Here is a 14101-nt window from a genome sequence, read left to right on the forward strand (position 1 = left end):
CGCGCGAAGGCAAGGACCATGCCAACGGACGCCGCAGATGCCGGCTGCAATCGCGCCGGCTCTTGTCTAGAACAGACGCCAATGAATCCTGCTCTCGATCTCGGTCTTCACGCCCTGCGCAGCGCCTATCGGGCACGCACCCTCACCGTTCGACAGGTCATCGAGGAGATCCTGTCCCGCATCGCCGAGCGCGGCGACGACAAGGTGTGGATCTCGCGGCCGGCCGACGCCGCCTTGCGGGCGCAGGCGGAGGCGCTGGACGCGCGCCATGCCGACATGGAGACACTGCCCCTGTTCGGCATCCCGTTCGCGGTGAAGGACAATATCGACGTCGCTGGCGAACCCACGACGGCAGCATGTCCAGGCTTCTCCTATACGCCAAGCCGGTCGGCCGACGTCGTGCAGCGCCTCGTCGAGGCCGGCGCCATCGCGATCGGCAAGACCAACCTCGACCAGTTCGCGACCGGCCTGGTGGGCGTCCGTTCCCCCTACGGCACGCCCCGCAACCCCTTCAACGCCGACTACGTGCCGGGCGGCTCGAGTTCCGGGTCGGCCGTTGCGGTCGCGGCCGGACTCGCCACCTTCGCACTGGGCACCGACACCGCGGGCTCGGGCCGCGTGCCGGCGGGGTTCAACAACATTGTCGGCCTCAAGCCCACGCCGGGGCTCCTCAGCACCAAAGGCGTGGTGCCGGCCTGCGCCTCGCTGGATTGCGTCTCCGTATTCGCCCTGAGCTGTGCCGACGCAGCGGCCGTCCTCGATATCGCCCAGGGCAACGTGCTCGGCTGCGCACCGATCGCCAACTTTCGCTTCGGCGTCCCGAAGCCTCTCGAATTCTTCGGCGATAAAGCCTATGCGGCGCTCTACGCCGAGGCCGTCAAGAAACTCGAGGCGATGGGCGGCACCGCCGTCGAATTCGATTACACGCCGTTCCGCGATGCCGCCCAGCTTCTCTACAGCGGTCCATGGGTTGCCGAGCGCACGGCGGCCGTGGGCGACTTCATCGAGAAGGCCGACGACAGGGCTGGCATCTGGCCGGTGACCCGCGACATCGTCCTGGGTGGACGCAAGTACAGCGCCGTCGATGCTTTTCGCGGTCAATACCGGCTCAAGGAACTTCAGGAGCGGGCATTGGGGGCAATGGAGGGACTGCAGTTCCTCGTGCTGCCGACCGCAGGCACCATCTACACCAAGGCCGATCTCGACCGAGAGCCCGTGCTCTACAATTCGAATCTCGGCCACTACACCAACTTCGTGAATTTCTTCCGGCTTTCGGCTCTTGCCCTTCCGGCCGGCTTCCGCGCCGACGGTCTGCCATTCGGCATCACGCTCGTCGGTCGTGCCGCTCATGACAGGACTCTGCTCGCCTTCGGAGCGCGCTGGCAGCGCGAACGCGCGCTGCCGCTCGGCAAGACCCAGAGCACCCTGCCGCCGCGCGAGGCCGATCCGTTCCCGGACGAGGATCGCATCGCCCTTGCGGTCGTGGGCGCGCATATGAGCGGCCTGCCGTTCAATAACCAGATCGTCGACCTCAAAGGCCGCCTGGAAGCGGTCGCGAAGACCGCACCTCTATACAAGCTTTATGCGTTGCCTGGCGATCCGCCGCTGCGGCCCGGCATGGTCCGCGTCTCCGACGGCGGTGCGGAGATCGAGTTGGAAATATGGAGCCTGCCGGCCGCGAACTTCGGCGCCTTCGCACGGACCATCAGTGCACCGCTGGGTATCGGCAGCATCACCCTGGCCGACGGCAGGACAGTGCAAGGCTTCCTCTGCGAGGCCTATGCCGCGGCCCAGGCGCGCGACATCACCTCGTTCGGTGGCTGGCGCGCTTATCTCAAGACGCTGGGCTAGCCGCTTCTCCGGCCGAACCCCGCCCTAGAGTCGCTTTGCCCCCGGGTCGCCCGCTTCCACCACGAAGCGCGCCGGCGTCGAGATACCGGACTTGGGGTCGCGCACATTGTCGACCATGCGGAACGACACGGTCGCCCTCTTCGGCTCGACGGCGATGTGACCGTAACCATAGCTGCCGCCGTGGGCGTACCGGATATACGGGTTCTCCTTCAGGGTCGGTTGCAACTGCTCGTCCGTGAAGCCCTGCGACGTTATCGAACCGCCGACGAATTCCGTCGCGACCGTGCGCGACGACGGCGAGGCGAAATCCTGCTTGAGGTCAGTGGCCCAGAAGGAATGGACGTCGCCGCCCATCACCACCGTATCCTTGACACGCGACGCCGCCACCGCATCGAGCAGCTTCTGTCGTGCCGCCGGATAGCCGTCCCAGCCGTCGGCCCAGAAGCTGCGCTTGCCATCCTTGGTCCGGCCCGTCTCCGCCATCAGCGTCTGCTGGGCAATCAGGTTCCAGCGCCCGGAGGCGGTCTTCATCCCATCCGCGAACCAGGCCTCCTGCTCTGCACCGAGCATCGTGCGCGACGGATCCAGTCTTTCGGCACAGTCGGTCAGCATGCGGCTGCGGATCAGCTCGGCATGGCAGGCATTGTGGGCGCGATACTGGCGATCGTCGAGAACGAAGAGCTCGGCCAGATCGCCGAAACGATAGCGATCGTAGATCCTGAGTGCCGATCCCTGCGGCTGCATCGCATTGGGCAACGGCATGTGCTCCCAATAGGCCTGGTAGGCGGCGGCGCGAAGCAGGAGGAACTGCTGCGGGTCGAGATCGGTGGGCGAGATGTCGTTGGCATAGTCGTTGGCGACCTCGTGGTCGTCCCAGGTCACGATCCACGGATGTGCCGCGTGCGCGGCCCGCAAGTCGGGATCCGACTTGTAGAGCGCATAACGGTTGCGGAATTCGGACAGGGTGGTCGGCCGACCGCTGCCGTGGTGGCGGACCAAGTCGCGTCCCCAGGAGACCTCGTAGATGTAATCGCCCACGAACAGGACCGCGTTCAGCTCTTCGGCTGCCATATGCCGATGAGCTGAATAGTATCCCTGCTCGTATTGCTGGCACGACGCGAAGGCAAATCGCAGCATCGGCACCGCGGCATTCGCTGCCGGCGCCGTCAGCGTCCGGCCAATCGGGCTCGCCTTGCCGTTGACCGTGAAGCGATACCAGTAGGGCCTGCCCGACTCGAGACCGTCGACATCGACATGGACCGAATGAGCCCACCTCGGCTCCGCTATCGCCTGGCCCGAGCGCACGACACGCTGCAGACGCTCGTCCTCGGCGACCGACCAGTCAACGGTAACCGGTCCGCTCAACGGCTCGGTCGGATCGGCCGCCAGGAGGCGGGTCCAGAGCACGACCGATTGCGGAGTCGGATGGCCCGAAGCGACCCCAAGGCCGAAGGGGTTATCCGCGAGGGGCGTCTGAGCCCGGGCCAGCGACGGCAGCCAGAGAGTGCCCAGCGCGCCAATGAACGAACGGCGATACATGTCGCCAGTGTTACGCGGGCAACGCGACACTTCAATGTCAGCAACCGCCTCTGCTAGGGTCCAGTCCCCAAGGAGGAACGAATCCCATGAGCGGAAAGATCGCAGTCGTCACCGGCGCAGGCAGCGGCATCGGCCGCGCGTCGGCACTCGCGTTGTTGAAGGTCGGCTACAAGGTGGCGCTCGCGGGTCGGCGCAAGGAGGCGCTGGACGAGACGGCGAAGATGGCCGGCAGCAACGCTGGCAATGCGATGGCCGTGCCGACCGACGTGAGCAAGCGCGACGACATCCTTGCCTTGTTCGCCAAGGTCAAGGCTACGTGGGGTCGTCTCGATCTGCTGTTCAACAACGCCGGCGGCGGCGCTCCGCCGGTGCCGCTGGAGGAGCTGCCCTACGAGACATGGCTGAGCGTCGTCGCCGCCAATCTGACGGGCCCCTTCCTGTGCACCCAGGAAGCCATGAAGATCATGAAGGACCAGACGCCGCGGGGTGGCCGCATCATCAACAACGGCTCGATCTCGGCGCACGCGCCCCGGCCCTTCTCGGTCGCCTATACCTCGACCAAGCACGCCATCACCGGCCTCACCAAGTCGACCTCGCTCGACGGCCGTGCCTACGATATCGCCTGCGGCCAGATCGACATCGGCAATGCCGCAACACCCATGACCGACCGCATGACCAAGGGCGTGCTGCAGCCGGATGGCTCGACCCGCGTCGAGCCGCGCATGGATGTCGAGGCCGTGGCCCAGGCCATCGTCTACATGGACAGCCTGCCGCTCGATGCCAATGTCCAGTTCATGACGGTGATGGCCACCAAGATGCCGTTCGTCGGACGGGGCTGACGAGCTGGCGGCCCGGTCTAGACCTTGATGCCGGCGCGGCGAAGCTCGGTGAGAAACTCAAGGACGATACCGTGGGATCTGACGGCAAGATCGACCCGTGTCTGATGAAACGCCGCCGGAACCAGGATACCTCGGCCGCCGACGCGCACACAGATCCCTTGATCGACAAGCGCGGCGGCGTGGCGGCGCGTCGTTTCGTAGGGCAGACGCAGTGAGTTCGCGACGGCCATCACACTGACGGGCCGCCGCAGATGATCTGGCAGGACTGTGCGGAACGCCGTGGGGGTGACGGAGGTGATGTGCTTGACGTTTGCGGTCCAGATCGCGCTGTAGACCAACGCCTTCAAGAGGTCGCCGTCAGCGAAGTCCATCGCTATCCGCACGCCCGCAAGCAGGCTTCGCATTCCCGCATGGGCAATGTCGGTCTGCTCCTTTGACAACTGGCCGACGATCCTGAGCTTGCGCGGACCACTGATGATTCTGGCGATGCCGATGCGGCCGAGATCGCCCAGCATACGGGTCGCTTCCAGATAGAGCTTGCGCAGAAGGGCAACATTGCGTGCCCGGCTCAGGACGTGAGGGGGTACCATCAGGCCATTCTTGAACTTCACGCACTGGCCGCGCCGCATCAGGTCCAGCGTATGGCGCCGGACCGTTTCGTAAGGCAGGCCAATCGTGCGGGCCAGCGCGCGAACACCCATTGTCTTGCCTTGGCTCTCCCCAAGCTGGGCATGCCAGAGCGTCATGAAGATCAAACCGTGGATGTGACTGCCGCTCTGCGCCTGCGCCAGCAAATCTACGCCCCGCATGAAGAATTCCGCGCCCACGCGGAGGGCAGGATAGGCGTCCGGGAGTGGTGGACCCGGATCGATCTGGGGTGGCAATCGCCTCGGCTGGGGCATTCCACGCTGGCCTACCACGGCTGGCCAGGGGCTAGAAATCGCACCGCTCGACTTGCCCGCCCGGTTCAGACCGAAATCACCAGGTCCCGGCGCGTCGTTCTCGGTCCATTCAGTAGCCCTGATCCTCCAGATTCAGCAGGGGAAAGGCACTGTGCACGTGCGGCAGGTTGGTGGGCAGGCTGGGGCTGATATAGCTGCGGTCGAGCTGCTTCAGGGACGCCACCCCGAGGAGGCCCATCACCTCCTTCATCTCCTCTTCGAGCAGTTCGATGACGCGCTCGATGCCGGCAGCGCCAGCGGCGGCGAGGCCGTAGCAGTAAAGCCGGCCCAATCCGACCCAATCCGCGCCCAGGCAGATGGCCTTCACGATGTCGCTGCCGCGGCTGAAGCTGCCGTCGACGATCACCTTAGCGCGGCCACGGACGGCCGCCACGATCTCGGGCAATACCTCGGCGGAGCCGCGGCCGTGGTCGAGCTGCCGGCCGCCGTGGTTGGAACAGTAAACACCCCAGACGCCCTCACGCAGGGCGAGTTCGGCATCTTCCCCGGTCCCGATTCCCTTCAGGATGAACTTCACGTCGGGGAACTTGTCCTTCACGCGCTTGAAGTTGTCCCAGGCGAAGGCGGCCTGGAAGTCCTGGCCGGTCGCCGCGGTCCGCCACGACTTGACGAAGCGCTTGGCGATGTCGCGCTCGCGGCGGGAATAGACGTTGGTATCGACGGTGATGCAGAAGGCGTCATATCCGGCATCCATCGCCTGTTTGACCCGGTCGGCGACCCAGCTGTCGTCGCCCCGCACATAGAGCTGGTAGATCTTGGGACCGGCGCCGCCCTTGACGATGTCCTCGAGCTTGAGCGTCGTCACCGAGCTGATCAGCATCCCGACGCCGCCCGCTCCTGCCCCCTGGGCAACGGTGATGCCGCCGCCCGCCTCGAACGATTCGAGCGACCCGACTGGCGCCAGCAGCACGGGAATCCGCAGCTTTTTTCCGAAGATTTCCGAGGACGGGTCGATCTGGGAGACGTCGCGCAGCACCCTCGGCTTGAAGGCGATGGAATCGAGCGCCATCCTGTTGCGGCGCAGCGTGGTTTCGGTCTCGGTTCCGCCGATCAGGTAGTCCCAGATGTTCGGATTGAGGCGGATCTTGGCCGATTTGACGATCTCATGCAGCGTCACGAACTCCGCGTCCAACCCGCTCGCCATGTTTCCCCCATCGATCCTTAGGGGCTCTGTTCTCGCGCAGCCGACGGGCCCGCGTCAACGCGACCGCACCGTTCTGCGAAGCTGGCATTGACGGTGCACGTTTTCAGCGATTTCATCGACATTGAATAAAAGGGCGCAAAAAGAGGAACAGCGTCCATAACAGGCGAGGTCCGTGATGAAGAGGCGTGTGTTTACAGCAGCATTGGCACTCGGCGCGATCTGGCGACCGGCCCTCTTGCGCGCCGCTCCAGCCCTCCAGGAAACACCGTCGCTGGCCGACCGGGTGAAGTCGGGAGCATTGCCGCCGGTCGACAAGCGCATCCCGTCGCAACCGTCCATCGTCTCCCACTTCGCCGGCGCCGACGGGCCGGGCAAGCCAGGCGGCGAGGTCAACATGCTGATCGCCAATCCGCGCGATACGCGCCTGATGACGATCTACAGCAATGCGCGCCTGATCGTGTATGACGGCGACTTCAAGCTGCACAGCGACATCCTCGACAGCTACGAGGTCAAGGACGGGCGCGTCTTCACCTTGAAGCTGAGGGCCGGCCACAAATGGTCCGACGGTCAGCCTTTCACCACCGAGGACTTCCGGTTCTTCTGGGAGGATATGGCCAACAACAAGGAGCTGTCTCCGTCCGGCCCCTCGGTCGAGCTCCTGGTCGATGGCCAGCCACCGAAGGTCGAAATCCTCGACGAGGTCACGATCCGCTACAGCTGGGACAAGCCGAATCCCTACTTCATCGAAAGCCAGGCGCGCGCGGCGCCGCTGTGGCTGTTCCGGCCGGCGCATTACCTCAAGAAGTTCCACATCAAGTACACACCGGCGGAAGAGATCGCGAAGCTGGCTCGCGGCGGCCAGCAGCAAAGCAAGTGGACGCAGATCTTCCAGAGCGTCGACACGATGTACTACAACAGCAACCCGGAGCTGCCGACGCTCAATCCGTGGGTGCTGACGACCCAGCCGCCGGCGCAGCGTTTCGTCTACGAGCGCAATCCCTTCTATTATCGCATCGACGAAAAGGGCAACCAGCTCCCCTACTTCGATCGCGTCGTGTTCACCGTGGTGGCGACCAATCTCGTCCCGGCCAAGGCCGGCCTCGGCGAGTCGGACCTGCAGTGTCGCTACCTCAACCTGCGCGACTACACCTTCCTGCGAAAGAGCAGCCAGACCTCGCATGTGAACGTGCTGTTGTGGGAGCAGGGTTCCGGTTCGCAGCTTGCGCTCTATCCCAACCTCAATGCCAAGGACGAAACCTGGAGCAAGCTCAATCGCGATGTGCGCTTCCGGCGTGCCCTGTCGATGGCCGTCGATCGCGACGAGCTGAACGAGGTGATCTATACCGGCCTCGCCAAACCGTCCGCCAATACGATCATGCCGCGATCGTCGCTGTTCAAGCCGGAGTACGCGACCAAGTGGGCGACGCATGATCTCAAGGCGGCCAACAAGCTGCTCGACGAGGTCGGCCTCGACAAGCGCAACGACGAAGGCATCCGGCTGCTGCCGGACGGCCGGCCGGCCATCATCGTCGTCGAGCATGCCAGCGAGGTCAGCGAGGACTCAGACGCGCTGTCGCTGATCGCCGACCAGTGGAAGAAGATCGGCATCAAGCTCCTGAGCAAGCCGCAGTCGCTCAACAACTTCCGCATGCGCGCCTTCTCCGGCGATGCGATCATGACCGCCTATGCCGGCGTGGTGACCGCGGTGCCGTCACTCGAGACCTCGCCCAAGGAGTTCTGCCCGACCATGCAGGGCGGCCTGCAGTGGCCGCGCTGGGGCATGTTCATCGAATCCAAGGGCAAGCAGGGCGAGAAGTGCGACATGCCGGAGGCGGCGGTGCTGCTCGACTACCTGCACTCGTGGGAGACGGCGACCGACGACGCCACCCGCCACAAGGCCTGGGACCAGATCCTGCAGAACAACATGGAGCAGGTCTACTCGATCGGCACGCTCAACGGTGTGCTGCAGCCGATCGTGGTTGCGCCCAAGATCAAGAACGTGCCGAAGGAAGGCTATTACGCCTGGGATCCGGGCGGATATATCGGGCTCTACAAGCCCGACACCTTCTGGGTGGCGTAGCGGCCGCGTTCAGCGGCCCACCTTCCAACCGACAGTGGTCGCGAGGCGATTGAAGAAATCGACCTCGTAGGCCTGTTCGGGCGACTGGCGAACGAGTTCGTCGAGCCGATGGGCATCCTCGCCGACCAGGATGCGCCAGCGGTCCGCCTTGACGCCGTCCAGGATCACCGTGGCCGCCTGGGCGGCGCTCATGGGCGCTTCCTCCATGAAGCGCCGGATCCGATCGCGGGCGATCTGTTCCACCTGGGCATCCGTCATTCGCGAGGTATCGAGCCCGGCGGCCGTGATGCGATCGCGCGCGACCTTTATCATGGCCGGCGTCATCGACTCGGAATCGCTGCCGCTCAAAACCTTGCCGGTGTTGCCGGCGATGCCGGTGCCGATATGGCCCGGCATCACGACCGAGCATTTGATGTGCGGCGCGTTCATCCGGAGATCCGTCTGCAACGCTTCGGAGAAGCCTTTGACGGCGAACTTGGCGGCGCTGTAGGCGGTCTGCGGCGTATGCGGCCCGAGCGAGGCCCAGAACCCGTTCACGCTGCTGGTGTTGACGATATGGCCCTTGTCGGCCTTCATCAGCATCGGCAGGAAAGTGCGTGTGCAGAGATAGACTCCGCCCCAGCAGATATTGAAGGTCCGCTCCCACTCGGCACGCTCATTCACGATCATGCTGCCGCCGCCGCCGATACCCGCGTTGTTGAACAGAAGGTGGATGCGGTCGGTCTCGTGCTGTGCCGAGATCTCGTCCCTGAAGCGCTGGATCTGGGATTCATCGGCGACATCGACGATATGGGTCGTGATGCGCAGACCCTGCGGCAGCCGTTCCTGCTCGCACAACCGCCTGGTCTCGGCGAGGCCGGCCGCGGAGACGTCGCAGGCGGCAATGCTGCAGCCCTCGGCCACGAGCTGACGCACCAGCTCGCGGCCCATGCCTGATCCACCTCCGGTGACGACGGCGATCCGCCCTGCCAGGTCTTTCATCTCTTCCTCACCATGTGTCGATGTTGGGACGCTTCTTGTGACCGTCGCGCCGCCTCGGTTCGGCGCCGAGCAGTGCCGTCGCGATCCAGTGCCGCGATTGGGCTGGATCGATAACCTCGTCGACCTCGAAGTAGGTCGCGGTGCTGAGCGCCTTTCCGCGCGCGTAGGCCGCCGCGACCATCTTGTCGAACAGGGCGCGCCGCTCGGCCGGATCGCTGACCGCCTCGAGCTCCTTGCGGAAGCCGAGCTTCACCGCACCTTCAAGTCCCATGCCGCCGAACTCACCGGTCGGCCAGGAGATTGCGAAGGCGCCGGCGTGGAACGAGCCGCCGGCCATCGCCTGGGCGCCGAGGCCGTAGGCCTTGCGCAGCACGATGGTCCCGAACGGCACGCCGAGATTGGCGCCGACCACGAACAGTCGCGAGCAATGGCGCACCAGCGCGGTCTTCTCGATCTCCGGCCCCACCATCATGCCCGGCGTGTCGCACAGGAACAGAACCGGCAGGTCGAAGGCATCGCAGAGCTGCAGGAAGCGCGCCGCCTTGTCGGCGCCGTCCGAGTCGATCGCACCCGCAAGATGCGTCGGGTTGTTGGCGACGATGCCGAGTGGCTTGCCTTCGATGCGCGCGAGCACCGTCACCATGCCCGGCCCGAAGGCGCGACGCAGTTCCAGCACCGAACCCTCGTCGCACAGCGTGTCGATCACGGTACGCACGTCATAGACGCGCAGCCGGTTCTCCGGAATCGCGCGCCGCAGAAGGCGCTGGTCCGCCGTCTTCCATTCGGCGACCGGCCCCTGGAAGTAGGAGAGATACTTCCTGGCGACGGCGACGGCCTCGGCCTCGTCCTCGACGGCGATGTCGACCGTGCCATTGGGCACCTGCACACTCATCGGCCCGACTTCCTCGGGCGCATAGACGCCGAGATTGCCGCCCTCGATCATCGCCGGCCCGCCCATGCCGATGGTCGAGTTCTTCGTGGCGATGACGACATCGCAACAGCCCAGCAGCGCGGCGTTGCCGGCGAAGCAGCGGCCGGAGTTGATGCCCACCAATGGCACCAGCCCGCTCAACCGACCGAAGATATGGAAGGCCATGGTGTTGAGGCCGGCCACCGACTGGACGTCGATATCGCCCGGGCGGCCGCCGCCGCCTTCGGTGAAGACGACCAGCGGCAGGCGCTGCGCCTCCACCAGCTCGAACAGCCGGTCCTTCTTCTCGTGGTTGGTCTTGCCCTGGGTGCCGGCCAGCACGGTGTAGTCGTACAGCGCGACGGCGACGCGGCTGCGCGTCTCGTCGAACAGCGCGCCGTTCACACGGCCGATCCCGGTGATGAGACCGTCGGCCGGAGTCTTGGCCATCAGATCCTCGACCGACCGGCGTGTGCGCTGGCTGGCGATGGCGAAGGCGCCGTACTCGACAAAGGAACCGGGATCGACGAGATCGTTCAGGTTCTCGCGGGCGGTGCGCTGGTTGGTCTTGCGCCGCCGAGCTACTGCATCCGGCCGTTTTTCGTCCAGCGTCATCGCCCGACGCTCGAAGTATTCGGCGAGATCGGGCCGGACATGATCGAGATCGATCTTTTCCTCGGCCGCCGCGCTCTTCACCTCGACATCGGCTTCTTCGACATAGAGCAGCGGATGGCCTTCATAGATGGTCTCGCCAGCCTCCACCGCGATCCGTCGCACATAGCCGCGCGCCGGGCTTCGGATCTCGTGCTGCATCTTCATGGCGTCCATGATGAGCAGCGGCTGGCCGGCAGCCACGGCATCGCCTTCCGTCACGGCAAGACTCACGATCGTACCCTGCATCGGCGCCGGCACGGGCACCGTGCCTTCCGGCGCATCGCCGGCCATCTCGCCGGACTGGACCGTTGCCTGCTTGCCAAAGGTGAGCACCGCCAGCGGATCGACGGCATCGACCCGGGCGCCGGCCTGACGATTGCCGGAGCCGTTGGCTGCCGCGGCCTGAAAGTAAAGTCCGGGCTGCAGCCGGGCCGCAGCCTCGATCAGATCGGCGGCATGCTCGTCGACGAAACGCGTATGGACCTTGTCGGTCCGTACCGCGCGATCGGCCAGAAGCGCGCGCAGGAAGGCGATGTTGGAAGGGGCGCCTTCCAGTCGGAAGGCCGCCAGCGTGCGTTCGGCCCGCGCCAGCGCCTCCTCGAACGTCGCCCCATGCACGATCACCTTGGCCAGCAGCGAATCGAAATTGGGATTGGTGCGATAACCGGCATAGCCATAGGTGTCGACGCGCACGCCGGGACCGGTCGGCGGCTCGAACACCGACAGCGTGCCGCCACCCGGCCTGGCCGAGCCATCGGCCGTCATCGTCTCCATATTGACGCGCAGCTGGATGGCGTTGCCGCGCGGCGATGCCTGCTCGACATCTGTCTCCTTGAGCGCCGCGCCGCCCGCCAGCAAGAGCTGCGCCTTCACCAGATCGACGCCCCATACCTCTTCCGTGATGGTGTGCTCGACCTGCAGGCGCGGATTGGCCTCGATGAAGAAGAACTCTCGGCCGTCGACCAGGAACTCGAAGGTGCCGAGGCTGCGATACTGCACGGCTTCGGCCATGACGACCGCTGCCGCGACGGTCTTCTCGCGCAGGGCAGGCTTCAACGCCGGGCTGGGAGCCAGCTCGACGATCTTCTGGCTGCGGCGCTGCAGCGTGCATTCGCGCTCGCCCAGCGCCACCACCTTGCCCTTACCGTCGCCAACGACCTGGATCTCGATATGACGCGCCTCGCTGACCAGCCGTTCGGCATAGAGATCGCCGTTGCCGAACGCCGCCTTGGCTTCCGCCGCGGCGCGTGCGAAGGCGTCGGCGATCTCGTCCTCGTTGCGGATCAGCCGCATGCCGCGGCCCCCGCCGCCCGCGATCGCCTTGACGACGATTCCGGCCTTGGCGTGCGCCTTGAAGAACGCCGTGGCGCCGGCGACGTCGGTCCGTCCGTCCGTGCCGGGCAACACCGGTACTCCGCATGTCGCGGCATGATCGCGCGCGCGAGCCTTGTCGCCGAACAGGTCGAGCTGCTCGGGTGTCGGGCCGACGAAGACGAGGCCGGCCTCGGCACAATCGCGCGCCAGCGCCGCGTTCTCCGACAGGAAACCGTAGCCCGGATGGATGGCGTCACAGCCGGTCGCCTTGGCCGCGGCGATGACGGCGGCGATGTCGAGATAGGGCGCGGCTCCACGCCCATTCAGCGGCACGGCTTCGTCGACACGCTTGATATGCAGCGAATTGGCATCGTCGTCCGAGAAGACGCCAACCGTGGCGATGCCCAGTTCGGCGGCGGCTTGGGCGATACGGATGGCGATCTCGCCGCGATTGGCGATCAGGAGTTTCTTGAGCATCAGGTCAACGGTAAAAGTGGTTCATGTCGAAGCGGTTGCTGATCGTGGCACATGCGCCGTCGCAGAACACGCTCGCTCTGCGCGAGGCCGTGGAGCGGGGTGCGCGCAGCGAAACGGGCATCGACGTCGTCGTCGCCGCGCCACTGCAGGCCGGCCCCGAGGACGTGCTGGCGGCACAGGCCGTCATCCTCGGCACGACCGAGAACCTGGGCTACATGAGCGGCGCCCTGAAGGACTTCTTCGACCGCTCCTACTATCCCGTCCTCGAGCGCACGCAGGGCCTGCCCTGCGCCCTCTACATCCGTGCCGGCAGCGACGGCACCGGTACGCGCCGCGGCGTCGAGACCATCCTGACCGGGCTGCGCTGGCGCCTGGTGCAGGAGCCCATGATCTGCCGCGGGCCCTGGCAGGACAGCTTCGTCGCGCAGTGCGAGGAACTCGGCGCGGCGATGGCGGCTGGACTCGCGGCCGGGATCTTCTGATGCTCGGGGCGCGCCACTCCCGTGGCGCGTCATGCCACGCTTCAATGATCACACGACCTCAGCGCTATTGCGCCGTGTAGCCGCCATCGACCACGAGCGCCGAGCCGGTCATGAAACCGGCGTCGTCGGAGGCCAGGAACAGGATGCCCTTGGCGATATCCTCGGCGACGCCCAGCCGGCCGATCGGATGCATGCGTGTGGATACGTCGCGCGTCGCCTGGGTGTCGTTGCTGCCGAGCGCCCGAGCCCGCATGGCGAAGGTCTGCTGGCCCATGTCGGTATCGATGACGCCGGGATGGATCGAGTTGACCCGGATGCGATAGCCCTTGCGGCCGAATTCGAGCGCCGTCGACTTGGTGAACAGCGTCACCCCGCCCTTGGTCAAGGAATAGAGCGGATCGAGCTGCGACCCGACCAGCCCCGCGACCGAGGCGAGATTGACGATCGCCGAGCCGTGCGGGCTGCCGGCCGCGCTTTGCTTGAGATGCGGCAGCGCCGCGCGCGTGCCCAGCACCACGCCGGTGAGGTTGACCGCGACCAGCCGATTCCATTCGTCGAGCGTAGCCTCCTCGACGCCCTTGCCGTTGAAGATGCCGGCATTGTTCACCAGCACGTCGAGCTTGCCGAACTTCTTCAGCGTGGCGTCCATCGCCGCGGCCCAGCTCACTTCCTGCGTGACGTCGAGGGAGACGTAGAGCGCCTGCCCGCCGGCGGCCTCGATCTCCTTCGCCGTCTGCCGGCCACGCTCGTCGAGCACATCGCCGATGGCGACTTTCGCGCCCGCGTTCGCCATCAACCTGGCCGTCGCCCCACCGATGCCACGCGCCGCTCCCGAGAGGAACGCGACCTTGCCGTCCAATCTGTTCAT

10 protein-coding genes are annotated in these 14101 nt (G+C 65.7%); 4 read left to right on the forward strand and 6 right to left on the reverse strand.

Features of this window, described 5'->3' with window-relative positions:
- Positions 1-81: 81 nt before the first annotated feature.
- Positions 82-1851 (forward strand): allophanate hydrolase, encoded by a 1770-nt coding sequence (gene atzF / locus B5D62_RS11155; RefSeq protein WP_085933944.1) that lies wholly within the window; start codon positions 82-84, stop codon positions 1849-1851.
- Positions 1852-1875: 24 nt separating this feature from the next.
- On the opposite strand, the gene B5D62_RS11160 is transcribed toward atzF, so the two are convergent.
- Positions 1876-3390, reverse strand: coding sequence for an alkaline phosphatase D family protein (locus tag B5D62_RS11160; protein WP_085933945.1), 1515 nt, complete (start codon positions 3388-3390; stop codon positions 1876-1878).
- A gap of 86 nt (positions 3391-3476) precedes the next feature.
- On the opposite strand from B5D62_RS11160, the gene B5D62_RS11165 reads away from it, so the two are divergent.
- A complete protein-coding gene (locus tag B5D62_RS11165; protein WP_085933946.1) occupies positions 3477-4229 on the forward strand; it encodes an SDR family oxidoreductase in 753 nt (250 codons plus the stop codon).
- A 17-nt stretch (positions 4230-4246) separates the two neighbouring features.
- On the opposite strand, the gene B5D62_RS11170 is transcribed toward B5D62_RS11165, so the two are convergent.
- Complete coding sequence (locus tag B5D62_RS11170) at positions 4247-5056, reverse strand: hypothetical protein (protein WP_139373843.1); 810 nt, start codon at positions 5054-5056, stop codon at positions 4247-4249.
- Between the two features lie 184 nt (positions 5057-5240).
- Positions 5241-6335 carry an alpha-hydroxy acid oxidase gene (locus tag B5D62_RS11175; RefSeq protein ID WP_085933948.1) on the reverse strand — a complete coding sequence of 365 codons (1095 nt, stop codon included), beginning with the start codon at positions 6333-6335 and terminating at the stop codon, positions 5241-5243.
- 175 nt (positions 6336-6510) lie between these two features.
- Here B5D62_RS11175 and B5D62_RS11180 point away from each other — a divergent pair, with 175 nt between their 5' ends.
- On the forward strand, positions 6511-8415 hold the full coding sequence (locus B5D62_RS11180; protein ID WP_085933949.1) for an ABC transporter substrate-binding protein: 1905 nt from the start codon (positions 6511-6513) through the stop codon (positions 8413-8415).
- A gap of 9 nt (positions 8416-8424) precedes the next feature.
- Here the strand turns inward: B5D62_RS11180 and B5D62_RS11185 are convergent, their stop codons facing one another.
- Positions 8425-9396 (reverse strand): SDR family NAD(P)-dependent oxidoreductase, encoded by a 972-nt coding sequence (locus B5D62_RS11185; RefSeq protein ID WP_085933950.1) that lies wholly within the window; start codon positions 9394-9396, stop codon positions 8425-8427.
- Between the two features lie 7 nt (positions 9397-9403).
- A complete protein-coding gene (locus B5D62_RS11190) occupies positions 9404-12754 on the reverse strand; it encodes a carboxyl transferase domain-containing protein (RefSeq protein ID WP_139373844.1) in 3351 nt (1116 codons plus the stop codon).
- Between the two features lie 20 nt (positions 12755-12774).
- Here B5D62_RS11190 and B5D62_RS11195 point away from each other — a divergent pair, with 20 nt between their 5' ends.
- On the forward strand, positions 12775-13233 hold the full coding sequence (locus B5D62_RS11195; protein WP_085933952.1) for a flavodoxin family protein: 459 nt from the start codon (positions 12775-12777) through the stop codon (positions 13231-13233).
- A 64-nt stretch (positions 13234-13297) separates the two neighbouring features.
- On the opposite strand, the gene B5D62_RS11200 is transcribed toward B5D62_RS11195, so the two are convergent.
- Positions 13298-14101: an SDR family NAD(P)-dependent oxidoreductase gene (locus tag B5D62_RS11200; RefSeq protein WP_085933953.1), complete on the reverse strand. Its 804-nt coding sequence runs from the start codon at positions 14099-14101 to the stop codon at positions 13298-13300.

The organism is Enhydrobacter aerosaccus, from assembly GCF_900167455.1.
GTDB classification, from domain to species: domain Bacteria; phylum Pseudomonadota; class Alphaproteobacteria; order Reyranellales; family Reyranellaceae; genus Reyranella; species Reyranella aerosaccus.

Excerpts from the sequence above, each read along its gene's own strand:
- atzF (WP_085933944.1), top strand. The coding sequence starts at position 82 with ATGAATCCTGCTCTCGATCTCGGTCTTCACGCCCTGCGCAGCGCCTAT.
- B5D62_RS11160 (WP_085933945.1), bottom strand. The coding sequence starts at position 3,390 with ATGTATCGCCGTTCGTTCATTGGCGCGCTGGGCACTCTCTGGCTGCCG.
- B5D62_RS11165 (WP_085933946.1), top strand. The coding sequence starts at position 3,477 with ATGAGCGGAAAGATCGCAGTCGTCACCGGCGCAGGCAGCGGCATCGGC.
- B5D62_RS11175 (WP_085933948.1), bottom strand. The coding sequence starts at position 6,335 with ATGGCGAGCGGGTTGGACGCGGAGTTCGTGACGCTGCATGAGATCGTC.
- B5D62_RS11180 (WP_085933949.1), top strand. The coding sequence starts at position 6,511 with ATGAAGAGGCGTGTGTTTACAGCAGCATTGGCACTCGGCGCGATCTGG.
- B5D62_RS11185 (WP_085933950.1), bottom strand. The coding sequence starts at position 9,396 with ATGAAAGACCTGGCAGGGCGGATCGCCGTCGTCACCGGAGGTGGATCA.
- B5D62_RS11195 (WP_085933952.1), top strand. The coding sequence starts at position 12,775 with ATGTCGAAGCGGTTGCTGATCGTGGCACATGCGCCGTCGCAGAACACG.
- B5D62_RS11200 (WP_085933953.1), bottom strand. The coding sequence starts at position 14,101 with ATGAACAGATTGGACGGCAAGGTCGCGTTCCTCTCGGGAGCGGCGCGT.